The organism is Janthinobacterium sp. KBS0711, from assembly GCF_000988085.1.
In the GTDB taxonomy this organism is placed as follows: domain Bacteria; phylum Pseudomonadota; class Gammaproteobacteria; order Burkholderiales; family Burkholderiaceae_D; genus Janthinobacterium; species Janthinobacterium lividum_E.
The window spans coordinates 38,824-64,232 of the sequence record NZ_LBCO01000035.1 but is presented as its reverse complement, the minus strand read 5'-3'; the positions used below and the strand labels follow the sequence as shown (position 1 = coordinate 64,232).

24 protein-coding genes are annotated in these 25,409 nt (G+C 61.9%); 23 read left to right on the top strand and 1 reads right to left on the bottom strand.

Annotation, left to right across the window (positions count from 1 at the left end; all coding sequences use genetic code 11):
• Positions 1 to 384 precede the first annotated feature (384 nt).
• The 4 genes from VM94_RS23595 (at position 385) to VM94_RS23580 (ending at position 5,708) form a co-directional block, all read left to right on the top strand.
• Positions 385 to 2,325: a glycosyl hydrolase family 18 protein gene (locus VM94_RS23595; RefSeq protein WP_268762453.1), complete on the top strand. Its 1,941-nt coding sequence runs from the start codon at positions 385 to 387 to the stop codon at positions 2,323 to 2,325.
• Between the two features lie 77 nt (positions 2,326 to 2,402).
• Positions 2,403 to 3,449 (top strand): cupin-like domain-containing protein, encoded by a 1,047-nt coding sequence (locus VM94_RS23590; RefSeq protein WP_082127885.1) that lies wholly within the window; start codon positions 2,403 to 2,405, stop codon positions 3,447 to 3,449.
• 228 nt (positions 3,450 to 3,677) lie between these two features.
• Positions 3,678 to 4,850, top strand: coding sequence for a cyclopropane fatty acyl phospholipid synthase (gene cfa / locus VM94_RS23585; protein WP_235433004.1), 1,173 nt, complete (start codon positions 3,678 to 3,680; stop codon positions 4,848 to 4,850).
• A gap of 12 nt (positions 4,851 to 4,862) precedes the next feature.
• Entirely contained in the window at positions 4,863 to 5,708 is an 846-nt protein-coding gene (locus tag VM94_RS23580; RefSeq protein WP_046685715.1) for a LysR family transcriptional regulator, read from the top strand.
• A 61-nt stretch (positions 5,709 to 5,769) separates the two neighbouring features.
• Here the strand turns inward: VM94_RS23580 and VM94_RS23575 are convergent, their stop codons facing one another.
• Positions 5,770 to 6,456, bottom strand: a complete 687-nt coding sequence (locus VM94_RS23575) for a Bax inhibitor-1/YccA family protein (protein WP_034752039.1) — start codon at positions 6,454 to 6,456, stop codon at positions 5,770 to 5,772.
• Between the two features lie 221 nt (positions 6,457 to 6,677).
• Between VM94_RS23575 and ndk the strand changes: the two genes are divergently transcribed.
• The 19 genes from ndk (at position 6,678) to VM94_RS23480 (ending at position 25,377) form a co-directional block, all read left to right on the top strand.
• Entirely contained in the window at positions 6,678 to 7,094 is a 417-nt protein-coding gene (gene ndk, locus VM94_RS23570) for a nucleoside-diphosphate kinase (RefSeq protein WP_034752036.1), read from the top strand.
• Between the two features lie 125 nt (positions 7,095 to 7,219).
• Complete coding sequence (rlmN, locus tag VM94_RS23565; protein WP_034752035.1) at positions 7,220 to 8,395, top strand: 23S rRNA (adenine(2503)-C(2))-methyltransferase RlmN; 1,176 nt, start codon at positions 7,220 to 7,222, stop codon at positions 8,393 to 8,395.
• Positions 8,395 to 9,183: a type IV pilus biogenesis/stability protein PilW gene (gene pilW / locus VM94_RS23560; RefSeq protein ID WP_235433003.1), complete on the top strand. Its 789-nt coding sequence runs from the start codon at positions 8,395 to 8,397 to the stop codon at positions 9,181 to 9,183. Before rlmN ends, pilW begins: the two co-directional genes overlap by 1 nt.
• Before the next feature lie 67 nt (positions 9,184 to 9,250).
• Positions 9,251 to 10,171, top strand: a complete 921-nt coding sequence (locus VM94_RS23555; RefSeq protein ID WP_313902980.1) for a helix-turn-helix domain-containing protein — start codon at positions 9,251 to 9,253, stop codon at positions 10,169 to 10,171.
• Positions 10,172 to 10,209: 38 nt separating this feature from the next.
• Positions 10,210 to 11,484: a flavodoxin-dependent (E)-4-hydroxy-3-methylbut-2-enyl-diphosphate synthase gene (gene ispG, locus VM94_RS23550; RefSeq protein WP_046685712.1), complete on the top strand. Its 1,275-nt coding sequence runs from the start codon at positions 10,210 to 10,212 to the stop codon at positions 11,482 to 11,484.
• Between the two features lie 66 nt (positions 11,485 to 11,550).
• Positions 11,551 to 12,912 (top strand): histidine--tRNA ligase, encoded by a 1,362-nt coding sequence (gene hisS, locus VM94_RS23545; protein WP_046685711.1) that lies wholly within the window; start codon positions 11,551 to 11,553, stop codon positions 12,910 to 12,912.
• Positions 12,913 to 12,966: 54 nt separating this feature from the next.
• Positions 12,967 to 13,635: a YfgM family protein gene (locus VM94_RS23540; RefSeq protein ID WP_046685710.1), complete on the top strand. Its 669-nt coding sequence runs from the start codon at positions 12,967 to 12,969 to the stop codon at positions 13,633 to 13,635.
• A gap of 85 nt (positions 13,636 to 13,720) precedes the next feature.
• Complete coding sequence (gene bamB / locus VM94_RS23535; protein WP_046685709.1) at positions 13,721 to 14,866, top strand: outer membrane protein assembly factor BamB; 1,146 nt, start codon at positions 13,721 to 13,723, stop codon at positions 14,864 to 14,866.
• Positions 14,867 to 14,870: 4 nt separating this feature from the next.
• Entirely contained in the window at positions 14,871 to 16,217 is a 1,347-nt protein-coding gene (gene der / locus VM94_RS23530; protein ID WP_034752028.1) for a ribosome biogenesis GTPase Der, read from the top strand.
• Positions 16,218 to 16,458: 241 nt separating this feature from the next.
• Positions 16,459 to 16,695 carry an RNA chaperone Hfq gene (gene hfq, locus VM94_RS23525; protein WP_008450615.1) on the top strand — a complete coding sequence of 79 codons (237 nt, stop codon included), beginning with the start codon at positions 16,459 to 16,461 and terminating at the stop codon, positions 16,693 to 16,695.
• A 114-nt stretch (positions 16,696 to 16,809) separates the two neighbouring features.
• Entirely contained in the window at positions 16,810 to 18,033 is a 1,224-nt protein-coding gene (hflX, locus tag VM94_RS23520) for a GTPase HflX (protein WP_046685708.1), read from the top strand.
• Positions 18,034 to 18,035: 2 nt separating this feature from the next.
• Positions 18,036 to 19,331, top strand: coding sequence for an FtsH protease activity modulator HflK (hflK, locus tag VM94_RS23515; RefSeq protein WP_035820706.1), 1,296 nt, complete (start codon positions 18,036 to 18,038; stop codon positions 19,329 to 19,331).
• Entirely contained in the window at positions 19,331 to 20,218 is an 888-nt protein-coding gene (gene hflC / locus VM94_RS23510) for a protease modulator HflC (protein ID WP_046685707.1), read from the top strand. Before hflK ends, hflC begins: the two co-directional genes overlap by 1 nt.
• A gap of 269 nt (positions 20,219 to 20,487) precedes the next feature.
• The gene (locus VM94_RS23505) at positions 20,488 to 21,648 is read left to right on the top strand and encodes an ATP phosphoribosyltransferase regulatory subunit (protein WP_035820702.1); all 1,161 of its coding nucleotides are present in this window, start codon (positions 20,488 to 20,490) and stop codon (positions 21,646 to 21,648) included.
• 3 nt (positions 21,649 to 21,651) lie between these two features.
• The gene (locus VM94_RS23500; protein ID WP_034752021.1) at positions 21,652 to 22,965 is read left to right on the top strand and encodes an adenylosuccinate synthase; all 1,314 of its coding nucleotides are present in this window, start codon (positions 21,652 to 21,654) and stop codon (positions 22,963 to 22,965) included.
• Positions 22,966 to 23,031: 66 nt separating this feature from the next.
• Positions 23,032 to 23,577, top strand: a complete 546-nt coding sequence (locus VM94_RS23495) for a phosphoribosyltransferase (protein ID WP_034752020.1) — start codon at positions 23,032 to 23,034, stop codon at positions 23,575 to 23,577.
• A 65-nt stretch (positions 23,578 to 23,642) separates the two neighbouring features.
• Positions 23,643 to 24,152: a GNAT family N-acetyltransferase gene (locus VM94_RS23490; protein WP_046685706.1), complete on the top strand. Its 510-nt coding sequence runs from the start codon at positions 23,643 to 23,645 to the stop codon at positions 24,150 to 24,152.
• Positions 24,149 to 25,075, top strand: a complete 927-nt coding sequence (locus VM94_RS23485; RefSeq protein ID WP_046685705.1) for a WD40 repeat domain-containing protein — start codon at positions 24,149 to 24,151, stop codon at positions 25,073 to 25,075. The genes VM94_RS23490 and VM94_RS23485 overlap by 4 nt, the downstream gene beginning before the upstream one ends.
• On the top strand, positions 25,072 to 25,377 hold the full coding sequence (locus VM94_RS23480; RefSeq protein ID WP_046685704.1) for an NIPSNAP family protein: 306 nt from the start codon (positions 25,072 to 25,074) through the stop codon (positions 25,375 to 25,377). Before VM94_RS23485 ends, VM94_RS23480 begins: the two co-directional genes overlap by 4 nt.
• The last annotated feature ends 32 nt before the right edge of the window (positions 25,378 to 25,409 follow it).

The window sequence follows — 25,409 nt, the reverse complement described above, 5'->3', positions numbered from 1 at the left end:
GGCGGGTGGCCAGGCTGGCACCCGCCGCTTCCGCGTTCAGCGGTGCAACAAGCTACCTCAATACCACTTACGCCGTGTTATAAAACTGGTCTGACTTTTCCCGATCCAGCGTCTTTTTCCATTCTCCCTCTGCCGTTTTTTCATTGTCCAGTAGGACAACACGCCGTTTGCACCTGCCGCTGCGCTTTTTGCTCGAAGTGGTATTGCTCACTTTGATGCCACTTCAAAACCACTTGACCGCCTATTTTTTCAGCAGCATGCTGTTCTTGCAACTGCAAAAAAACAAGATCACAGGGTAGTTATTTACGAAGCAGAGTGGCATTTCTGCAAACCTGAACAGGAGACAACGTGGAAAATTTAATACTCAAAAAAACAATCAGGAACATGATGGTATGTCTGGCCAGCGGTGGCGTGCTGGCGGCATGCGGCGGTGGCGGCGACGCCAGCGCACCCGGCGGCTCGCAATTGCTGGCGGCCAGCACGGTGGTCGCTTGCGTGCCGTGGCAAGAGGGCGGCACGTATAACGCGGGCACCGTGGTCACTTATCTGGGCGCCAACTACACGGCCCTGGTAACGCAGACCGATCACGTGGGCTCCGGCTGGAATCCCGTTTCCACACCGAGCCTGTGGAGCGCCGGCGGCACCTGCGACGGCGGCACCACGCCGACCCCGACACCTACTCCCACCCCAACGCCGACACCAACCCCGACGCCGAATCCAACTCCGACCCCGACCCCGACGCCCACCCCGACACCGACGCCAACCGGCGGCACGTGCGCACTGGCCTGGGTGGCCGGTACGGCCTACAGCGCGGGCGCCACCGTCAGCTATGCGGGCACGAATTACCGCGCCAATTACTGGACGCAGGGCGACAACCCGTCGACCAGCAGCGGCGCCGCCGGCACGGGCAAGCCATGGACCAGCCAGGAGATCTGCAGCACCACGCCGACCCCTACGCCGACACCGACACCGACACCGACACCGACACCGACACCGACACCGACACCGACACCTACTCCAACGCCAACTCCAACGCCAACTCCAACGCCAACTCCAACGGGCCGCGAAGTCGGTTCCTATTTCGCGCAGTGGGGCGTGTATGGCCGCGACTATGAAGTGGCAAACGTGCACACGAGCGGCGTGGCCGACAAGCTGACCTTCATCAACTACGCTTTCGGCAATATCTATCCGAAAAACGGCGGCTATGAATGCGGCATGATCACCAAGGCCGAGCCGGGCGCGACGAATCCGAACGCGCCGGACGCGGGCACGGGCGGCGATGCCGAGGCCGACTACATCCGCACGCCGAAGCGCACCGTCGATGGCCAGGTCATTCCATGGGACGCTCCACTGTCGGGCAACTTCCTGCAGCTGAAAAAGCTGAAGGCGGCGCACCCGAACCTGAAGCTGTTCATTTCGCTGGGCGGCTGGAGCTGGTCGAAGAACTTCTCCGTCGGTTCGGCCACCGATGCGCTGCGCAAGCAGATGGTGCGCTCGTGCATCGATATCTACATCAAGGGCAACCTGCCGGTACAGGGCGGTCGCGGCGGCGTGGGTGCGGCGGCCAACATCTTTGACGGCATCGACATCGACTGGGAATATCCGGTCGGCGGCGGCCAGCCGTACAACACGGTCAGCCCCAACGACAAGCGCAACTTCACCTTGCTGATGGCGGAATTCCGCAGCCAGCTCGATGCGCTCGGTGCCGCCAACGGCAAGCGCTACCTGTTGACGGCGGCGGTCGGCGCCGGCAAGGACAAGATCGACAACACGGAGCCGGCCCTGTACTCGCAGTACATGGACTGGATCAATCTGATGACCTACGACTTCCACGGCGGCTGGGAAAACAGCACCAACTTCAACGCCCAGCTGTTTGCCGACCCCGCCGATCCGTCGACGGGCATGGCGCGCGAATACGTGGGCGACAAGGCGGTGCAGTACATGATTGCCGCCGGCGTGCCGCGCGACAAGCTGCTGCTGGGCATACCGTTCTATGGCCGCGGCTGGACTGGCGTGGCGCCGGGGCCGAATGGCGATGGCCTGTACCAGGCAGCCACGGGCATGGCGCCGGGCACGTACGAGTCGGGCATCGAGGACTATAAAATCCTCGTCGCCAAGTCCGGCACGCGCTACTACCATCCCGTGACCAAGCAGCTGTACCTGTACACGGGCGCGGGCGGCCAGTGGTGGAGCTACGATGACCCGACCGTCATCGGCACCAAGGTGAAATACGTGAAGGACCAGGGCTTGCGCGGCGCGTTCTCGTGGGAACTCGATGGCGACGCGAATGGCGTGCTGGCGACCGAGGTGTGGAAAGTGCGGTAATACTGCGCTAGAGTAGGAGGCGGCCGGGCGGCATTGCTGCCTGGCCGCTTGTTCACATAAAAAACAGGAGACGGGCGATGGCGGCGGTATCGACATTCGGAGTCAAGCAGAAAGAGCAGCAGCCGGAACAGGAGCTGAGCCGCGAGTGGCGCAGCTGGATCGCGGAAAACCTCATGCTGGGCAGCCATCCGTCGGCGCTGATGCCGGTGCTGCAAAAGGCCGGCATCGCGGAGCCTCTGGCGCGCCGCGAAATCGAGCTGGCGCTGCAAAGCCCGTATCTTGCCGGCGCCGTGCGCCTGTCGAACCGGCTGGCCAAGCGCGACTGGGTGATCGACATCCAGCGCAGGCTGAACCAGCTGCGCGACCCCGAGATTCCCCGCCGCGACAAATTGACGGCGCAGGAATTCCTGGACGAGTATTACTCCACCAACCAGCCCGTCATCATCACCGGCATGATGGACGACTGGCCCGCCATGGCCAAGTGGAGCCCCGCCTATTTCCGCGCGCATTACGCGCAGCGCGAAGTGGAAGTGCAGTTCGGCCGCGAGGCGGACGATCAGTACGAAATGAACAGCGTGGCCCACAAGCGCAAGATGGCGTTTGGCGAGTACGCGAGCCTGGTCGAGGGCAGCGATGCGACCAACGATTTCTACATGACGGCGAATAACGATTCGCAAAACCGGCAAGCCCTGCGCGAGCTGTGGGACGATATCGGCCAGCTGCCCGAATACCTGAAGCAGGATGGCGGCCCCACGGGATTTTTATGGTTCGGCCCGGCCGGCACCGTGACGCCATTCCACCACGACCTGACGAACAACTTCATGGCCCAGGTCAAAGGGCGCAAGCGGCTGCGCATCATGGCCGCCTGCGAGGTGGCGCGCGTGTACAACCAGCGCCACTGTTTTACGCCAGTCGACGGGCGCGACATCGACGTGCGGCGCTACCCGCTGATGGCCGACGTGCAGGTGCGCGAATGCGTGCTGGCGCCGGGCGAGATCCTGTTTTTGCCCGTCGGCTGCTGGCATTTCGTCGAAGCGCTCGACGTATCGATGACGGTGGCGTTTACCAACTTCAAATGGGATAACGATTTTTACAGCAAGTATCCATCGAATCACGACTTCTGATGGCGGGGCCAAGATGGCCGCGAACAGCCGCCTTATGGGCGGCTTTTTTCATGCTGCGGTGCGCTTCTTGTATCAGATATTTCCATAAAATAATTGATTCAAATCATTTTGCAGCAATTATTTTGATATGAATAGCCACGATGTTTCATTATCCATATGCTCATGGCGGGCGGATAATTTGATGGCTGGCGCGGCGCCAGCACCGACAACATCTGGAGGCGGCAGGGCATGAACACGCAGCAAATGACACAGTTACAGCAAGCAGCAGGTAGTGCCGAACTTCGGCTCGACACAAGGCTGACCCGCGAAGCGGCCGAGCTGCTGGCCAGGGCCGACATCCATCTGAATGGCCGCGCCGCTTGGGACATGCAGCTGCGCAAACCGGGCGTGCCGGAGCGCGCCTTCGCCAGCGGCAACCTGGGTCTCGGCGAAGCCTATATGGACGGCGACTGGGATGCGCAGCAGCTTGACGAATTCTTTTGCCATCTGCTGCGCGCCCGGGTGGCCGACGACGTGCGCCCCATGCGCCTGGCCTTCCACGCCCTGACCGCGCGTCTGTTCAACCTGCAGACGGAACGCCGCGCCTGGATGGTGGGCAAGGAGCATTACGACCTGGGCAACGCCTTCTATGCGGCCATGCTCGACCCGCGCATGACCTATACCTGCGGCTACTGGAAGGATGCGGGCAACCTGGCCGAGGCGCAGGAAGCCAAGCTCGATCTGGTTTGCCGCAAACTGTGCCTGGAGCCGGGCATGCGCGTGCTCGACATCGGCTGCGGCTGGGGCAGTTTCATGCGCTATGCGGCGGAAAAATACCAGGTGCAATGCGTGGGCGTGACGATCTCGCAAGAGCAGGCCGCGTATGCGCGCGCCATGCCGGGCGGCGAGCGCCTGGACTTCCGCCTGCAGGACTACCGCGACACGAATGAAAAATTCGACCGCATCGTCAGCATCGGCATGTTCGAACACGTGGGGCACAAGAACCACCGCGCCTTCATGGAAGTGGCGCACCGCTGCCTGGAAGACGACGGCCTGTTCCTGCTGCACACGATCGGCAAGAACAAGCGCCATTCCACGTGCGACCCGTGGATCGACAAATACATTTTCCCGAATGGCGACTTGCCGTCGATCGGCCAGATCGGCGACGCCATGGACGATCTGTTCGTGGCCGAAGACTTGCACAATTTCGGCGCCGACTACGACAAGACCCTGATGGCCTGGCACACCAATTTTGAGCTGGCGTGGCCGCGCTTTGCCGCCCGGCTGGGCGAGCGCTTCCACCGAATGTGGTCCTACTATCTGCTGTCCTGCGCCGGCGCCTTCCGCGCGCGCGACCTGCAGCTGTGGCAGTGGGTGCTGTCGAAGCAGGGTGTGCTGGGAGGGTATGCTCGTGTCAGCTGATATCATGGACTGATGGATATCAATCAAGCGCGTACCTTCCTCGAAGTGGCGTCCTGCGGCAGCTTCATCATGGCCGCCGAGCGCATGCACGTGACGCAGACGGCCGTCAGCGCCCGCATCCGCACCCTGGAGCAGCAGCTGGGGCGCCAGCTGTTCGTGCGCAACAAGGCGGGGGCGCGCCTGACGTCGGCTGGCGAGCGCTTCATGCGCCACGCGGCCACCATGGTGCAGGTGTGGGAGCGGGCGCGCCACCAGGTGGCCTTGCCGCCGGGGCGCGACGACGCCGTCAGCATCGGCTGCGAACTGAGCTTGTGGCCGCCGCTGCTGGGCGACTGGCTGATACGCATGAGCCGCGACTGTCCCGAGATCGCCCTGCGTGCCGAGGTCGACAGCCCCGCGCGCCTGCTCGACGCCGTGCATGACGGTTCGCTCGACCTTGCCGTACTGTACAACCCGCCCCAGCGTCCGGGCCTGGCCAGCGAATTGCTGGCCGAGGAAAAGCTGGTGATGGTGACCACGCGCGCCGACGGCCAGATGCATGCGGACACCTATGTGTATGTGGACTGGGGGCCCAGCTTCGCGGCCAATCACCAGGCCGCGTATCCGGAGCTGAGCAGCCCGCCCGTGTCGATCTCGCTGGGGCCGCTGGCCCTCGTCTACCTGCTGGAAGTGGGCGGCGCCAGTTATTTTCGCATCGGCAGTGCGCAACCCTATCTCGATGCGGGTCTCTTGCACCGCGTGCGCGACGCGCCCGAATTCTCGCATTCCGCCTACGCCGTCTACGCTGCCCAGCGCGACAATCCGACCCTGGACCGGGCCCGTGCCTGCCTGCTCGAGGTGGCGGAGAGAATCAAGTAGCTTCGACAGACGTAAAAAAGCCGACCTGAGGGTCGGCTTTTTGCTGTTTCAATCGCAGCGCTTAGTCGCGGCTGCCGCCAGCGAAACCCAGCAACGAGAGCAGGCTGGTGAAGATGTTGTACACGTCCAGGTAGATGCGCAGGGTGGCGGAGATGTAGTTGGTCTCGCCGCCGTTGATGATTTGCTGCACGTCATACAGGATGTAGGCCGAGAAGATGGCGATGGCAACCATGGAGATCACGATCGACAGCGCCGACAGGCCCAGGAAGATGTTCGCCACCGATGCCAGGATCAGCACGATCACGCCGGCGAACAGCCATTTGCCCATGGCCGAGAAGTCGCGCTTCGAGACCGTCGCGATCGTCGCCATTACGGCCAGGATGGTGGCCGTGCCGCCGAACGCCGTCATGATCAGCATGCCGCCGTTCGAGTAGCCGAGCGTGCGCGTCAGGATAGGCGTGAGCATCAGGCCCATGAAGAAGGTAAAGCCCAGCAGGACGGCGACGCCGAGGCCCGAGTTCTTGGTCTTTTCAATCGCGTACATGAAGCCGAATGCGACGGCCATGAAGATGATGAAGCCCATGCCGCCGGTCAGCATCGGCAAATGCATTTGCACGCCGATGAAGGCGCCCAGCACGGTCGGGATCATGGACAGCGCCAGCAGCCAGTAAGTGTTGCGCAAGACCTGGTGGCGGACTTGCTGCATGCCCCCCGACAGGTCAAAGGTGCGTTGCATGTTCTGATTCATAGTGCCTCCGTGTTGTCAATTCAAATTACTGCTTTACCCAAGGATAGCATGGGGGGCGGAATTTGCCAAAAAAGCAGCTTAAGATTTCATTAAACAGGGGCAGGGCGGCAAGATGCCCCCTGCCTGTCTGGGTGATATGGGGTGGAGTATGGTAAAATCAAAGGTTGATTGAGTTCTCAATTTACCGTTTTAAACCTTACTTTTTATTGGAGTTTTCACACATGGCAATCGAACGCACCCTGTCGATCATCAAACCAGACGCAGTTGCAAAAAACGTAATCGGTCAAATCTACTCGCGTTTTGAAAACGCTGGCCTGAAAATCGTTGCAGCACGCATGACCCAACTGTCGCGCGAACAAGCTGAAGGCTTCTACGCAGCGCACAAAGAACGCGGCTTCTTCAAGGATCTGGTCGACTTCATGGTTTCCGGTCCAGTCATGATCCAGGCCCTGGAAGGCGAAAACGCCGTTCTGGCCCACCGTGACCTGATGGGCGCGACCGATCCGAAGAAAGCAGAAAAAGGCACGATCCGCGCCGATTTCGCCGATTCGATCGACGCTAACGCCGTACACGGTTCCGACGCTGTCGAAGCTGCTAAAGTGGAAATCGCTTACTTCTTCCCAGAACTGAAGGCTTAATTGCCTTAGATAACGTTATTTCCTGGCGTTATCTGTGAAATAACTTATCACCCCCTGTTCCCGCTGCGCTGTGGAGTTTTCGCTCCGAATGCGCGCGGGGACGGATTTTTAGAATAGACAAGATCATGAATACGACGACCCTCACCAACTTGCTGGACCTCGATCCCGCGCAACTCATCGCCTACTGCGCCGAGTTGGGAGAGAAACCGTTTCGTGCGAAACAATTGCAACGTTGGATACATCAGTTCGGCGCTTCCGATTTCGACGCCATGACGGACTTGGCCAAGTCGCTGCGCGACAAGCTGGCCACGCGCGCCGAAGTGCGCGCCCCGGCCATCATCAGCGACCACACGTCGACGGACGGCACGCGCAAGTGGCTGGTCGACGTGGGCAATGGCAATGCTGTGGAAACCGTGTTCATTCCGGAAGAAAACCGCGGCACCCTGTGCATCTCGACCCAGGCCGGCTGCGCCGTGAACTGCCGTTTCTGCTCGACGGGCAAGCAAGGCTTCAACCGCAACCTCAGTGTCGGCGAAATCATCGGCCAGCTGTGGATGGCGGAATTCGAATTGCGCCGCACCAAGGGCATCGAGCCGGGCCCGAAAGGCGAGCGCCAGATCACCAACGTGGTCATGATGGGCATGGGCGAGCCCCTGCTGAACTTTGAGCCGACCGTCACGGCCCTGAAATTGATGCTCGACGACAACGCCTACGGCCTGTCGCGCCGTCGCGTGACCCTGTCGACGTCGGGCGTCGTGCCGATGATGGACAAGCTGTCGCAGGAAGTGCCGGTGGCCCTGGCCGTCTCGCTGCACGCCTCGAACGACGCCCTGCGCGACGGTTTGATTCCACTGAACAAGAAATACCCGCTGAAGGAATTGATGGCGGCCTGCAAGCGCTACCTGGAATTCGCGCCGCGCGATTTCATTACCTTCGAATACTGCATGCTCGACGGCGTCAACGACAGCGACGAGCACGCGCGTGAACTGCTGGCGCTGGTGCAAGACCGCGAGTTCGGCGTGAACTGCAAGTTCAACCTGATCCCGTTCAACCCCTTCCCCGAGTCGGGACTGTTCCGCTCGAAAAACCCGCGCATCAAGGCTTTTGCCCAAGTGCTCATGGATGGCGGCATCATCACCACCGTGCGCAAGACGCGCGGCGACGATATCGATGCGGCCTGCGGCCAGCTGGCTGGCGAAGTCAAGGACCGCACCCGGGTGCAGGAACGCATGGAAAAGATGACTGAGTATCAACAGAAATTTGGCGCCAATTTCGGCAAGATCGTGGAGATCCGCTCCTGATGCGGGGAGGCATGGCTTATCCTGGCATACTTGCCGCGGCTGTTGTCAGCCTGGGCGTGCTGCTTGCCGGCTGTGCTTCCACCGCGGACAAGGAGCAAGCCGCATCTGTCGAGCAGCGCGCCGCCTTGCGCTTGCAGCTGGCCAGCGCCTATTATATGCAAGACCAGTTTGTGGTGGCGTTGGCCGAAGCGGAGCAGGCGGTCCAGCTGGTGCCGGGCAACGCGCAGGTGCGCGGCATGCGCGCCCTGATTTTTGCCGCTCTGCGCCAACCTGTCGCTGCTGAAAAAGATTTTCTTTACGCATTGCGCCTTGCGCCCCACAATCCCGAGTTGAGCAATAATTATGGCCTGTTTCTGTGCCAGACCGGGCGCGAGGCGCAGTCGCTGGCGTATTTTGATGCCGCATTGCAAGATGCCGCCTATGGCACGCCCGAACTGGCGCTGCATAATGCGGCCGCGTGCAGCCTGGTCATGAAAGATTACCCGCGCGCCGCCAGCTACTGGCTCAAGGCGGAGCGCATCGCACCTGGCGCGGCAATCACCTATGCCGGCCTGGTGCGCGTGTATTACCAACAGCAAGACTACCGGCAAGCGGCTCATTACCTTGAGCGGCTCGGTAAAGTAGCGACAATGGAGAGCCAGACGGCCGATGTGCTGTGGCTCGGGATCAAGGTGCAGCATAAGCTCGGGGATGCGGGTGCGGAAGCTGGCCTGGGGGCGCATTTGCGCAACCACCATTCCGGCTCCCCCGAATATGCTGCTTATCAAAATGGGGCGTTTGATGAGTGAGACAGGGATACCAATGAATTCAGAGTGGGCAGAAACGCCTCAGCAGCAGCCCCAGGGCAATCTTGCGTTGGCAGGTGCACAGTTGAAGGCGCAGCGCGAAGCGCTGGGCTGGCCTGTAGAGCAGGTGGCCGACCAGCTCAAGCTGGCGCCGCGCCAGGTGATCGCGCTGGAAGAGGGCGACATGGCGGCCTTGCCGAACCTGGCTGTGGTGCGCGGTTTCGTGCGCGCCTACGCCAAGGTGGTGCGCCTCGACGCGGCGCCGCTGGTGGCCATGATCGAAGTCCACCCGGCGCCGGCGCAAGACCCGGCCGCGCCCGTGCGGCGCGAGATTTCCGCCACGTTTTCCGAATCGCGCTTCCCCTCGATGACGCAGCGTTCGTCGAACCAGACTCCCCTGTGGATCGCCGGCGCCGTGGCCGTCGTCGTGGCGGCCGCCTTTGGCGCGTATAAACTCGGCTACGTGCCGGCCAGCCTGCTGTCTTCGCAGGCCGGGAAGGAAACATCGCATGCGGAAGTGGGCCCCGTGGAAACGACCCTGATCAAGCCGGGCCAGGACTTGACGCCCGTGCAGTCGCCGTCCGTGCCCCTGATTTCCGTGCCGCCGCCACCAGGCAACGATACGCAGACGGGCGCACCGGCCTCCGCCATCGCTTCGGCGCCGGCCGCCGCCGTGCCGCCAGCGGCCGTACCAGCCCCGGCGACAGCGGCGACGGCTGCCGTCACGCCGCCTGCTGCCGCCCCTGCCGTGGGCGCAAATGCGCTCGTGTTGAAAGTGGAGCAGGATTCCTGGGTGGAAATCCGCCGCCCTGGCAGCGCGCCGCTGATTTCGCGCATGGTCAAGGCGGGCAGCACGGAAACGTTCGATATCACGGGTCCGGCCACCCTGGTGGTGGGCAAGCCTGGTGTGGTGCAGGCAACCCTGCGCGGCGCCAAGCTGGAGCTGCCGACCGTTGCCGGCGGCACGATCTCGCGCGTCAGCATCAAATAATTGCAGTAACCGTTCAAGCAAACTCAGAAGATAATATTATGGCTACCTCGAAAACAGCGATCGGCTCCGGTCCATCCGGCCGCCGCGACAGCCGCAAGGTGCTGATCGCGCACGGCCAGCGCCAGATCTGGGTGGGCGGCGACGCCCCCGTGGTGGTGCAGTCGATGACGAACACGGATACGGCGGACGCCATCGGCACGGCGATCCAGATCAAGGAACTGGCGCGTGCCGGTTCGGAACTGGTGCGCCTGACCGTGGACCGTCCGGAAGCGGCTGCGGCCGTGCCCTACATCCGCGAGCAGCTCGACAAGATGGACATCGACGTGCCGCTGGTGGGCGATTTCCATTACAACGGCCATACCCTGCTCAACGATTACCCCGATTGCGCGCGCGCGCTGTCGAAGTACCGCATCAATCCGGGCAACGTTGGCAAGGGCGCCAAGCGCGACACGCAATTTGCGCAAATGATCGAAGCGGCTTGCCGTTACGACAAGCCGGTGCGCATCGGCGTGAACTGGGGCAGCCTCGATCAAGCCTTGCTGGCGCGCATCATGGATGAAAACGCGGGCCGCGCCGAACCGTGGCCGGCGCAAGCCGTCATGTATGAAGCGCTGGTAACGTCGGCCATTGAAAACGCCGTGCGCGCCGAAGAGCTGGGCCTGGGCCGCGACAAGATCATCCTGTCGTGCAAGGTCTCGGGCGTGCAGGACCTGATCGCCGTATACCGCGAACTGGCGCAGCGCTGCGACTATCCGCTGCACCTGGGCTTGACGGAAGCGGGCATGGGCAGCAAGGGCATCGTCGCCTCGACGGCGGCCCTGGCCGTGCTGCTGCAGGAAGGCATCGGCGACACCATCCGCATTTCGCTCACGCCCGAACCGGGCGGCGACCGTACGCGTGAAGTCATTGTCGGCCAGGAAATCCTGCAAACCATGGGCTTGCGCAAGTTCGCGCCCATGGTCATCGCCTGTCCCGGTTGCGGCCGCACGACGTCGACCACCTTCCAGGAGCTGGCCGACAACATCCAGACGTATCTGCGCGAGCAGATGCCGGAGTGGAAGAAATCGTATCCGGGCGTGGAAGCGATGAACGTGGCCGTCATGGGCTGCATCGTCAACGGCCCCGGCGAATCGAAGCATGCGAACATCGGCATCAGCCTGCCCGGTACGGGCGAGTCGCCTGCCGCGCCCGTGTTTGTCGACGGCGAAAAAGTCGTCACCTTGCGCGGCGAACGCATCGTCGAGGAATTCCAGGACATCGTCCTCAATTATGTTAAAAGCCATTACGGCGCCGCCGCCACGGCAACGGCGTAGGTCAGGTAGGTCGGATTAGCGCTACGCGCGTCATCCGGCAATCAAGTTAAAGCAAAGAAGAACACTATGTCCGAAAATAAAAAGCTCGACAAGATCACAGCAGTCAAAGGCATGAACGATATCCTGCCAGCCGACGCCCCGCTGTGGGAATTGTTTGAAAACACGGCGCAATCCGTGCTGCAAAGCTATGGCTTCCAGCAGATCCGCACGCCGATCGTGGAAGAAACGAAATTGTTCGCGCGCGCCATCGGCGCCGTGACCGATATCGTGGAAAAGGAAATGTATTCGTTCACCGATTCGATGAACGGCGACAACCTGACCCTGCGTCCTGAAGGCACGGCCGGCGTGGTGCGCGCCGTCGTCGAGCATAACCTCGTCTACGAAGGCCCGAAACGCCTGTGGTACAAGGGCCAGATGTTCCGCCACGAGCGTCCACAGAAAGGCCGCTACCGCCAGTTCCACCAGTTCGGCGCGGAAGCCATCGGCTTTACGGGCCCGGACATCGACGCCGAGCTGATCATGATGACCCGCCGCCTGTGGGATGACCTGGGCCTGGAAGGCATCCGCCTGGAATTGAACTCGATCGGCGACGCGGCCGAGCGCCTGCGCCACCGCGCCGACCTGATTGCCTACCTGGAAGGCCACAGCGAGCTGCTCGACGAAGAAGCCAAGCGCCGCCTGCACAGCAATCCGCTGCGCATTTTGGATACCAAGAACCCTGCCATGCAGGACCTGGTCAATGGCGCGCCGAAGCTGCTGGAGTACCTGGGCGAGGAATCGCTGGCCCATTTCCACGGCGTGCAGAAGATTCTGAACCACAACAATATTCCATTCATCATCAATCCACGCCTGGTGCGCGGCCTCGATTACTACAACCGCACGGTGTTCGAGTGGGTCAGCGACAAGCTGGGCGCGCAAGGCACGGTCTGCGCCGGTGGCCGCTATGACGGCATGGTGGAAATGTTTGGCGGCAAATCGACGCCAGCAGTCGGCTTCGGCATGGGCGTCGAACGCCTGGTGCTGCTGATGAAGGACGCGGCCGAGCCGGAACAGCCAGCCCAGTGCGACGTCTACCTGGTGCACCAGGGCGAGCAGGCAGGCTTGCAAGCGTTCGTGCTGGCAGAGCGGATTCGCGATGCGGGCCTGGACGTTGTGCTACATTGCGCAGCGAGCAACGGTGGCGGCAGCTTCAAGACGCAAATGAAAAAGGCCGATGCCAGCGGTGCGGCGTTTGCCGTAATCATGGGCGATGATGAAATCGCCAACAACGTCGCGACGGTGAAAGCCATGCGCGAAGCCGATGCGGGCGCGCAGCAGAACACGGTGCCGTTCGACGATGTCGTCGATTATGTGGTGGACCAGATCATCGGCGACCACGATTGCGGCCATGACCACGGTCCTGGCGGCCACGTGCATCACCACCACTGATTTGCAGCAAGACCGTTCTACCCTCGATCAACTACTCATTAAAACTGACGACCCATGGCATACGATCACGAAGAACAAGAACAACTGGCAACCCTCAAGGCCTGGTGGCAGCGCAATGGCAATCTGACCTCCTGGGTCCTGATCGTGGCGCTGGCAGGCTACAGCGGCTGGGCTGGCTGGCAGTACTACCAGCGCACGCAGGCTGCGCAAGCGGGCCAGCTGTACGATGAACTGCAAAACGCCATCGCCGCCAAGGACACGGCCAAGGTGATGCGCGCGGCCGGCGACATGCAGTCGCGTTTCAGCGGCACGGCGTATGCGCAGATGAGCGCCCTGGCCGCGGCCAAGGTGGCATTTGACGCGAACGACCTGAAAACGGCCAAGACCCAGCTGCAATGGGTGGCCGAGCATGGCACGGAAGAGTACAAGTCCATCGCCAAGCTGCGCCTGGCAGGCGTCCTGCTGGATGAAAAAGCCTACGATGAAGCGCTGAAAGTGCTGGCAACGGCTTCCGTGGCGCAATTCGCCGGCGCCGTGGCCGACCGCAAGGGCGACATCCTGGTGGCGCAAAACAAGCTGGCCGATGCCCGCACGGCCTACCTGGCCGCACTGGCTGCGACGGACAAGAACAATCCAGGCCGTCAACTGATCCAGGTCAAACTGGAAGCGATCGGCGGTACGGTGCCGGAAGACAAAGCCAAGGCTGACAAGGCTGCCGCCTGACAGGAACACTGATGGCGTGGCCGGGCGGCGTTATGCGCCGCCTGCCTTGCCCTTACAAGTACAAGAAAAAGGTTGGATAACACTTATGCGTGTCACTGAAAAGCTGGTAGCTGCAAGTCTGTTGGCCCTGATGGCCGGTTGCTCGTCGTGGAACCCGTTCGCTTCGAAAGATCCGAAAGTCGAACCGGCCAAGCTGGTCGAGTTAAAATCGAGCATCGCCGTGCGCGACGCCTGGAAGTATTCGATCGGCAAGGCCGGCGTGTACGCGTTTACGCCTGCGCTGGCCGGCAACAGCCTGTACGTGGTCAGCGCCGATGGCGCACTGGCGCGCCTCGATGCGGCCAGCGGCCGTGAAACGTGGCGCGTCAAGGCCGGCAGCGACATCACCGCGAGTGCCGGCAGCGATGGCACGGTCGTGGCCGTCGGTGCCGCCAAGGGCGCCGTGCTGGCGTTTGACGCCGATGGCAAGCAGCTGTGGAAGGCGCAGGCATCCAGTGAAGTATTGACGGCGCCCGTCGTGGGGCAGGGCGTGGTCGTGGTACGCAGCGTCGACAACCGCATCGTCGGCTTCGACGCCAAGACGGGCGAGCGCAAGTGGACGGTGCAGCGCGCCACGCCGGCATTGACCCTGCGCAATGCGCCGGGCATGGTGCTGGGCGGTGCGAACATCTACGTGGCCCAGCCTGGCGGCAAGCTGCTGGCACTGACGGCAGCGACCGGTGTGGTACGCTGGGAGATCGTCGTCAGCGAACCGCGCGGCGCTACCGAACTGGAGCGCGTCTCCGACATCGCCGGCACGCCGGTGGTGTACGAAGGCGAAGTGTGCGCCGTCACCTACCAGGGCAAGGCGGGCTGCTTCGACGCCGCCACGGGCGTGCCGCGCTGGACCAAGCCGATCTCGTCCGATGTGGGCGTGGCCGTCGACCAGCGTTTCGTGTTTGTCGCGGATGACCAGGGCGCCGTCGTGGCGTTCAGCCGCGAAGGCGGCCAGAGCGCTTGGAAGAATGAGGCGCTGGCGCGCCGCCGCCTGTCGACGCCGGCCTCCTACGGCCGCAGCGTGGCTGTGGGCGACTATCAAGGTTACATCCACTTCCTGTCACGGGAAGATGGCGCATTAATAGGTCGTGTCAGCACCGATGGTAGCCCGATTGTTTCGGCTCCCGTTGTTGCCGGTTCGAATTTGATTTTTCAAACCCAATCAGGGACAGTGACCGCTCTCGCGGTCGAGTAATACAATGAAGCCGGTAATTGCACTAGTAGGTCGACCCAATGTTGGGAAATCGACTTTATTCAATCGTCTGACCCGCTCGCGCGATGCGCTGGTGGCGGATTTGCCTGGGTTGACGCGCGATCGTCACTATGGCGAAGGCCGTGTCGGCGAACGTCCCTTCCTCGTCATCGATACGGGTGGTTTCGAACCCGTCGCCAAGGAAGGCATCATGCACCAGATGGCACTGCAGACCAAGCAGGCCGTGGCCGAGGCCGACGTGGTGGTGTTCATCGTGGACGGCCGTCAAGGCCTGACCCCGCATGATAAGACCATCGTCGACTTCCTGCGCAAGAGCGGTCGCCCGGTCTTGTTGGTGGTCAACAAAAGCGAAGGCATGCGCTACACGGCCGTCGTGTCCGAATTCTATGAATTGGGCATGGGCGATCCGTATGCGATCTCGTCGGCGCACGGCGACGGCGTCAACGACCTCGTCGAAGTGATGCTGGACCTGGCGTTCGCGCAGCGTCCGGATGAGCCTGAAGAGCTGGAAAAGACCGACCGCGGCATCAAGATCGCCCTCGTCGGCCGTCCGAACGTGGGCAAGTCGACCTTGATCAACACCTTGCTGGGCGAAGAGCGCGTGATCGCCTTCGACATGCCGGGCACGACGCGCGATTCGATCGAAATCCCGTTCGAGCGCGATGGCCAGCAATACACCCTGATCGACACGGCCGGTATCCGCCGCCGCGGCAAGGTGTTTGAAGCGATCGAGAAATTCTCGGTGGTGAAAACGCTGCAGTCGATTTCCGAAGCCAACGTGGTCGTGCTGATGCTCGACGCGCAGCAGGATATCTCGGAGCAGGACGCGCATATCGCCGGCTTTATCCTGGAATCGGGCCGCGCGCTGGTCGTGGCCGTGAATAAATGGGATGGCTTGCAATCGCACGAGCGCGACGAGATCAAGATCGATATCGACCGCAAGCTCGATTTCCTGTCGTTCGCGCAGATGCATTTCATTTCGGCGCTGAAGGGCACCAACATCGGTCCACTGATGAAGTCGCTCAACGCCGCGTATGCGGCCGCCATGTGCGACCTGTCGACGCCGAAGCTGACGCGCGCCCTGATCGAGGCCGTGGAGAAGCAGGAACCGCGCCGCAAGGGCTCGATCCGTCCGAAGCTGCGCTATGCGCACCAGGGCGGCATGAACCCGCCTGTGATCGTTATTCACGGCAATGCGCTCGACGCCGTTGGCGATCCGTACAAACGCTATCTGGAAAAACATTTCCGCGATACGTTTGCCCTGGTCGGCACGCCGCTGCGCATCGAACTGCGTACGGGTAAAAACCCGTTTGCACGCACGCCTAGCAAGTAAATAGTTAACGGCTGAATTAAGTGCATATTAAGGCGCCGCGGAGATAATGCGGCGCCGACAGACATTTAATGGCTGTTTGCACGAAAATAATAAAGTGTTAATGCGCCATGCGCGACAGCGATCGCGAAAACAGGTTACAGTAGCTATGACGCATCTTTCTTTCTTTGAAAGGTGTGAGAGCACTTGAAATCAAGCGAGTCGCCTCCAATTCTTACACAACAACATAAACAACGGAGCTGTTATGAGCAACAAAGGGCAACTGTTACAAGACCCATTCCTCAATGCATTACGCAAAGAGCATGTTCCTGTCTCGATCTACCTGGTCAATGGCATTAAATTGCAGGGCCATATCGAATCGTTTGATCAATATGTCGTATTGCTGCGCAATACGGTGACACAGATGGTGTACAAGCATGCCATCTCGACAGTGGTGCCGGCCCGTGCCGTCAATCTCAATATTGAATCTGAAGCGGAGTAAAGCGTTGAGCTTGACGGCCCAGCGCCTTTCACCCTCCATCGCCCCCGTCCGCGCCAGCGGCGCTGATGCGTTTGCATCGGCGTCGGCGTCCGCCGCAACTCATCAGATGCCATCATGCGCGCGGCACTAGTCGGAGTTGACTTCGGTCACAGCGACTTCGCCGCCAGCATGGAGGAACTCATGCTGTTGTCGCGTTCGGCTGGCGCAGACCCGATTTCCACCATCACGGCCAAGCGTTCCAGTCCCGATTCCGCATATTTCGTCGGCAGCGGCAAGGCCGATGAAATTGGCGACGTCGTCGTCAACGATGGCCTGGAAATCGTCATCTTCAATCATGCCCTTTCACCTGCCCAGCAGCGCAATCTGGAAAAGCGCCTGAATGTGCGCGTGCTCGACCGTACCAGCCTGATTCTCGACATCTTTGCGCAGCGCGCCAAGAGCCACGAGGGCAAGCTGCAAGTCGAGCTGGCGCAGCTGCAGCATCTGGCCACGCGCCTGATCCGCGGCTGGACCCACCTTGAGCGGCAAAAGGGCGGTATCGGCTTGCGCGGTCCCGGCGAGACGCAGCTCGAGACCGACCGCCGGCTGATCGGCGACCGCGTCAAGGCCTTGCGCGCCCGTCTGGAAAAGCTGCACAAGCAGCGCGAAACGCAGCGCCGCGCGCGCGGCCGCAATCACACATTCTCGGTGTCCCTGGTCGGCTATACCAATGCCGGCAAGTCGACCCTGTTCAATGCCGTGACCAAGGCCGGCGTGTATGTCGCCGACCAGTTGTTCGCCACGCTCGACACCACCTCGCGCCGGGTTTACCTGGGGCAGGAAGTGGGCAACGTGGTGATCTCCGACACGGTCGGCTTCGTGCGCGAATTGCCGCACCAATTGGTGGCCGCCTTCCGCGCCACGCTCGAAGAAACCATTCATGCCGATTTGCTGCTGCACGTCGTCGACGCCGCGTCGCCGGTGCGCATGGAGCAGATCGAGCAGGTCAACCTGGTCTTGAAAGAGATCGGCGCCGATCATATTCCGCAAATCCTCGTGTGGAACAAGATCGATGCGGCCGGGCTGGAGCCTTCGGTGGAGCGCGATGAATATGCTACGATCAGTCGCGTGTTCGTCAGTGCGCAGAAGGGCAGTGGGCTCGACCTGCTGCGCGATGCGATTGTCGAGATGGCCAGGAAGGCGCCTCGTTCGGCCCACCTGTATCAGAACGATGAAGCACCGCAGGAAGATCAGTTTGACGGTCAGTACGACCAGCACGATGGCGCCGCCCCGGACCAGGACGAAGAGCCTGGCGAGGACGATAGGATTTCCACCCACTCCCAAGTCGGAACACGATAGTTATGCTTGTCTCCCTACTCAAAAAAACAGGCTTGAAGTTGTCCCTGAACGATCCCCGCTGGGGCAATCGCAAGGACGACGGCAAGAAAGCCCAAGAAGGCAAAAAGCCCGGTGAAGGTCCGCCGGACCTCGATCAGTTGTGGCGCGATTTCAATCAGCGCCTGAACGCCTTTTTCGGACAGAAGAACCGTCCCGACAACGGCGGCAATAACAACGGCGGTGGCGGTGGTCCGCGTCCCGACATGAAGGGCGCAGGCATCACGGCCGGCGTGGTCGGCGTGATCGCCGTCTTCATCTGGCTCGCCAGCGGCGCCTTCATCGTGCAAGAGGGCCAGAGCGGCGTCGTGCTGACGTTTGGCCAATACACGCGCACGGCGCCGGCCGGTCTCAACTGGCGCTGGCCGTATCCGTTCCAGACCGATGAAACCGTCAACGTGTCGCAGGTGCGCACGGTGGAAGTTGGCTATCGCACGTCGCTGCGCAACAAGCAGGCCAGCGAGTCGCTGATGCTGACGGACGATGAAAACATCATCGACATCCAGTTCGCGGTGCAATACACCTTGAAAGATCCGGTGGAATGGCTGTTCAGCCTGCGCGACCAGGAAGATACCTTGCGCCAGGTCGCCGAGACGGCGATCCGCGAAGTGGTCGGCCGCAGCAAGATGGATTTCGTGCTGTATGAAGGCCGTGAAAAAGTGGCCTTCGACACGCAAAAATTGATGCAGCAGATTCTTGAAGATTACAAGTCTGGCGTGTTGATCAACAACGTGACGATGCAGGCCGTGCAGCCGCCGGAGCAGGTGCAAGCCGCTTTCGACGATGCCGTCAAGGCAGGCCAGGACCGTGAGCGCCAGAAGAATGAAGGCCAGGCTTACGCCAATGACGTCATTCCTAAAGCACGCGGCGCGGCATTCCGCCTGGTGCAGGAAGCCGAGGCCTACCGGGCCATGGTGACCGAGAACTCCGAAGGTAATGCGTCGCGCTTCAAGCAGGTGCTGGTCGAGTACCAGAAGGCGCCGGCCGTCACGCGCGACCGCATGTACCTGGAAACGATGCAGCAAGTGTTCAGCAGTGCCAGCAAGGTCATGGTTGACGCCAAGACGGGCAGCAATCTGCTGTATCTGCCGCTCGACAAGTTGATCGCCCAGCAGGCGGCGTCGGACGCCTCGGCCGCGGCAGCGCGCGCCACAGCGGCCGCACCCGCAGCCAATACCGTAATGCCACAGGAAGCCATGCAGACAGTAGAAGTCAATTCGCGTCGCGACAGCCGCTCTTCGCGTGAACGGGAGAGCCGCTAATGAACCGTATCGTCGCCGCCCTGATCGCGGGCTTTATCGCGATCATGCTCCTTTCCTCGACCGTGTTTGTCGTCGATCAGCGTAAATACGCCATCGTCTTCGCCCTGGGTGAAGTCAAGGACGAGATCAGCAAACCAGGCTTGTACTTCAAGCTGCCGCCGCCGTTCCAGAACGTCATCTACCTGGACAAGCGCATCCTGACGCTCGACACGCCGGAGCCGGAGCGCTTCATCACGGCCGAGAAGAAGAATATCCTCGTCGACGCCTATGTGAAGTGGCGCATCGTCAATCCGAAGACCTATTTCCGCAGCTTTGGCGGTGATGAAAGCCGCGCCCGCAACCGCATGTCGCAAATCGTCAAGGCCGCGCTGAATGATGAAATCACCAAGCGCACGGTGCGCGAAGTGATCTCGGGCGAGCGTGGCAAGGTGATGCAGGCGATCAAGGCCAAGGTGGCGGCCGAGGCCGAGGCCATCGGCGTGGGCATCGTCGATGTGCGCCTGAAGCGCGTCGATTACGTCGAGCAGATCAACAACTCCGTGTACGAACGCATGAAGTCCGAGCGCGTGCGCGTGGCCAACGAGCTGCGTTCGACCGGTTCGGCCGACTCCGAGAAAATCCGCGCCGATGCCGACAAGCAGCGCACGGTGATCCTGGCCGAAGCGTACCGCGAAGCCGAGAAGATCCGCGGCGAGGGCGACGCCAAGGCGTCGCAGGTGTATGCGGAAGCGTTTGGCCGGAATCCGGAGTTCTACAAGTTCTATCGTAGCCTGGAAGCCTACCGCGCCACCTTCAAGGACAAGGGCGACGTGATGGTGGTGGATCCGAGTTCGGAATTCTTCAAGTACTTCAAGGGTAACGGCACGGCCGCTCCATCCAAGAAGTAAAACAGCATCGACACTGCTCCCGGCCGCAAGACCGGGTGCAGCATGAGCGGGGCCGGCGTCATTGCCGGCCCCGTTTTTTTGTGTCCGTCAGGTTGTTGCGGGAAGGCGTAAAATGCGGTGTTTTTAGGGCTGCGCGGCAGCGTTTCGGACAACTTATCCCTAAAGGCCCGTGTTTTCGCGTAAAATATCAGGTTCGGCCTCTTGCCTGGCGCGCCCGCCGCTGCCTCGCATGATGCATTTTTCAACTTTCTTCCGTATCTCGCTCCCTCATGCCGAATTGGCTTTTGCCCGAAAATATTGCCGATGTTCTGCCGTCGGAAGCGCGCAAGATCGAAGAGCTGCGCCGCCTCATGCTGGATAATTTCCGTCTGTACGGATATGAACTGGTGATGCCGCCGCTGCTCGAGTATCTGGAATCGCTGATGACCGGCGCTGGCAAGGATACCGACCTGCGCACGTTCAAACTGGTCGACCAGCTGTCTGGCCGCATGCTCGGCCTGCGCGCCGACATGACGACGCAAGTGGCGCGCATCGACGCCCACCTGCTGAACCGTGCCACCGTGACCCGCCTGTGCTACGCCGGCAGCGTGCTGCATACCCGTCCGTCGGGTTTGCACGCCACCCGCGAACCGCTGCAGATCGGCGCCGAAATCTATGGCCACGCCGGCCTGGAAGCGGATGCCGAGATCCAGGAACTGGCGCTCGCTTCGCTGGCACTGGCCGGTTTCGATAGCGTCCGCCTGGATTTGTCGCACGTCGGCCTGTTGCGCGCTATCATTGCGCAAGACGCCGCCGCCGTGCGTGACGAAGCTGCGCTGTACACCCTGCTGCGCGCGAAAGATGCGCCGGGCCTGCGCGCCCTGACCGCATCCTACGATGCCGTCACGCGCGATGCGCTCTTGGCCTTGCCGAACCTGTATGGCGACATCGACGTGCTGGCGCGTGCGCGCGAAGTGCTGCCGCCGCTGCCGGGCGTGCTGAAGGCGCTGGCCGAACTGGCCGCGCTGGCAGGATCGGCACTGGGCCGCGCCGAAGTGGCGATCGACCTGGCCGACCTGCGCGGCTACCAATATGAAAGTGGCGCGATGTTTGCGCTGTATGTACCAGGCTTGCCGAACGCGGTTGCGCGCGGCGGCCGTTATGACCACGTCGGCGAAGCGTTCGGCCGGGCACGTCCCGCGACCGGCTTCTCGCTCGATTTGCGCGAACTGGCGCGCCTGCTGCCAACGGCGGAACGGAAGCATTCGATCCGCGCCCCATGGGGCAGCGCGCCAGAATTGAAGGAAAAAATCGCCGAGTTGCGCAAGGCGGGCGAGGTCGTGATCCAGAGTATGCCGGGTCACAGTAATGAACAAGACGAGTTCGAGTGCGATCGCGTGCTGGTACTTGCCGATAATGGTAGTAGCTGGATTCTTAAAAACTTAGGTTAAGTGATGTCAAAGAAAATTATGGCAAAGAACGTCGTTGTCATCGGCACCCAATGGGGCGATGAAGGTAAAGGCAAGATCGTCGATTGGTTGACCGATCACGCCCAAGGTGTGGTGCGCTTCCAGGGCGGCCACAATGCAGGCCACACGCTGGTCATCGGCGGCGTCAAAACCGCGCTGCAGCTGATCCCGTCGGGCATCATGCGTCCAGGCGTGGCCTGCTACATCGGTAATGGCGTGGTCGTTTCCGTGCCTGACGTGCTGCGCGAAATCGACAAGCTCGAAGCTGTCGGCGTCGAAGTCGCTTCGCGCCTGAAAGTGTCGGACGCGGCGCCCGTGATCCTGCCTTACCACACCGCGATCGACCTGGCGCGTGAAGCCAAGCGTGGCGATGCGAAGATCGGCACCACGGGCAAGGGCATTGGCCCGGCCTACGAAGACAAAGTGGCGCGCCGCGCGATCCGTATCGCCGACCTGCTGAACGAGAAGCGCTTTGCCGAAAAGCTGGCCGAAAACCTCGATTACCACAACTTCGTGCTGGAAAACTACCTGAAGGCGCCGAAGGTCGACTATCAGAAGACCCTCGACGACGCGCTGGCCTATGTGCCGCGTCTGCGTCCGATGGTCACCGACGTGTCGAGCGCGCTGTACAAGGCGCACAAGGCCGGCGCGAACCTGCTGTTCGAAGGCGCGCAGGGTTCCCTGCTCGACGTCGACCACGGCACCTACCCGTTCGTCACCTCGTCGAACTGCGTGGCCGGTAATGCCGCCGCCGGTTCGGGCGTGGGTCCTGGCATGCTGCACTACATCATGGGCATCACCAAGGCCTACACGACGCGCGTCGGCTCCGGCCCGTTCCCTTCGGAACTGCCAACGGATGCGGGCGTCGGCCACCACCTGGCGCAGGTCGGCCATGAATTCGGCACCGTGACGGGCCGTGCCCGCCGCTGCGGCTGGTTCGACGCCGCCTTGCTGCGCCGCTCCGTACAGATCAACGGCGTGACGGGCATGTGCCTGACCAAGCTGGACGTGCTGGACGGTATCGAAACGCTGAAACTGTGCACCGGCTACACCATCGACGGCGTGGCCACGGACATCTTCCCGTCGGGCGCTGAAGAAGCCGCCCGTTGCGTGCCGGTGTACGAAGAGATGCCAGGCTGGACGGAAAGCACGGTCGGCGCGAAATCGCTGGCGGCCTTGCCTGCAACGGCGCGCGCTTACATCAAGCGCATCGAAGAACTGGTCGGCGTGCCGGTGGACATGGTTTCGACCGGTCCGGATCGTGAAGAAACGATCGTGCTGCGTCACCCATTCGAATAAGCTGCTGGACACAATCCGCCGCAAGGCGGATTTTTTTAATCACGCTAATAATAAGATTCCACTATCATGACTACCCCACAATCGAACGATCAACACCTCTGGGTCAACTGGGAAGAATACCACCGCCTGATCGAGCGCCTGGCGCTCAAGGTCTACGAATCGGGCTGGAAATTCGACCAGGTATTGTGCCTGGCGCGCGGAGGCGTGCGTCCCGGCGACGTCTTCTCGCGCATTTTTGACTTGCCGTTGGCCATCCTGTCGACCAGCTCCTACCGCGAAGACGCGGGCACGGTGCGCGGCGACCTCGATATCGCCAAGTACATGACCATGACCAAGGGCCCGCTGGCCGGCCGTATCCTGCTGGTCGACGACCTGGCCGATTCGGGCGTCACCTTGGACAAGGTCACGCGTCACCTGAAGGAAAACTTCCCTGACGTGACCGAAGTCAAATCGGCCGTGATCTGGCTGAAGGGCTGCTCCGTCGTGCGTCCCGACTACTTCCTCGACGAACTGCCGCACAATCCGTGGATCCATCAGCCATTCGAAGACTACGATGGCCTGCGTCCGCACCAGCTGGCGGCGTGGATCAAGAAGGGCGAAGCAGGCAAGTAATTGCGTGCGCACTTGCAAAAAAAAGACGATCGTGTATCGTCTTTTTTTTCGTCCAAGGAAATGCCATGACCATATTGACGACGGCGCGCCTGCGCCTGGAACCGATCACGGAAAACCACTATGAGCGCATGCGCACGCTCAACACCGATCCCGAGGTGATGACCTATCTGAACGCGGGCCAGCCCGAAGCGGAAGAGGACACGCGCGCGGCCGTCACGCGGCTGGTGGGACGCTGGGCCGAGTGGGGCTATTCGTGGTGGGCGCTGATACGCCTCGATGATGGCGAGATGGTGGGCATGGCCTGCCTGCAGCATCTCGATGGCGATAAAAACAAGCCGCATGAAATCGGCTGGCGCCTGGCACGCACGGGCTGGGGCCAGGGCTATGCCAGCGAAGCGGCCGCCGCCATCGTCGCGCATGCGTTCGACGTCGTCGGCGCGCCCGAAGTGGTGGCCGTGGCCCATCCCGATAACGCGGCCTCGATCAAGGTCATGACGCGCCTGGGCATGCAGTACGTGGGCATGGAACGCCATTACGATATCGATAGCGTCGTGTACCGCCTGGCGCGCCCATGACAGTAACGCGCAAGCCTTTGAAGCTGGGCTGCGCCTACGGCGTGCGGTTTTCGCCCGATGGCGCGCGCCTGGCCGTGCTGGGGCGCGACCTGGTGCTGTGGGACGTGGCGGCGCGCCAGAAACTGTGGCGCGGCAAATTCATCGCCCATTGTTCCAGCATGGCGTTCTCGCCCGACGGCAGCCGGCTGGCCATCAAGAGCACGACGGGCCAGATGGCCGTGGTGGATAACGAGGCGGGTCAGCTGCTGCTGAATTTCCAGAATAAAAAGGATGGCGAAGGCTGCGGCCCCGCGTGGTCGCCGTGCGGCCGCTATCTGGCCGACGGCGGCTGGGATGGCCGTCTGCGCGTGCGCGACGCGCAGACGGGCGAAGTGTTGTTCACGCAGGAGCACCCGGGCGAGATGCTGCGCGCAATCTACGCCCTCGATGGCGGGCGGCGTTTGCTGGTCCTGCACGGCGTCAAATCGGTGGACGAGGGGCAGGTGCAGCCGCCCGACTACTGCAGCGTGTGGGACTGGCCCCTGCAGGCGGGAGGCGGCCGTGTGGTGCTGTCGCTGCCCAAGCTGGCGTCGTGCGCGCCATCGCCCGATGGCGAGCGCCTGGCCGTGCTGCATTACGCGGGCGGCGAGGAATTCTTATCCGTGCATGCGATGGACGATGGCCGCTGTCTGGCCACCGCGCCGGTTGAAGGAGGCGGCGGCACGGGCGACGCCTTGCGCTGGCTTCTCGACGGCAGCGGGCTGGGACGCATCGGCAAGGGCAAGCTGCTGTTCTACGCCTGGCCCAGCCTTGGCGTCCTGGCGCAGGAAGATTTCAGCTATCCCTGCGCGCTGGACTTTTTGCCTGGCTCGCCATTGGCCGCCATCGGTTCCTGGGAATCTGGCATGCTGATGGATCTGAACGTTCACAAGGAAACCCCATGATCACCTGCTACCTGCGTTACATCATCGACCCGTACAAATTGCGGGAATTCGAAGCCTACGGCAAGTTGTGGATGCCGCTCGTCGAACGCTTCGGCGGCCAGCACCACGGCTATTTTTTGCCATCCGAAGGCGCCAGCAACGTGGCCCTGGCCATGTTCTCGTTTCCCAGCCTGGCCCTGTACGAGCAGTACCGCAGCGACTCGATGCAGGACGCCGAATGCCAGGCCGCCTTCCGCTATGCCGAAGAGACGCGCTGCATCGTCAGCTACGAGCGCAGTTTCTTCCGCCCCGTGTTTGCCTGAACGGGGTCAATCGCGCTGCGGCGCGCCCGCCG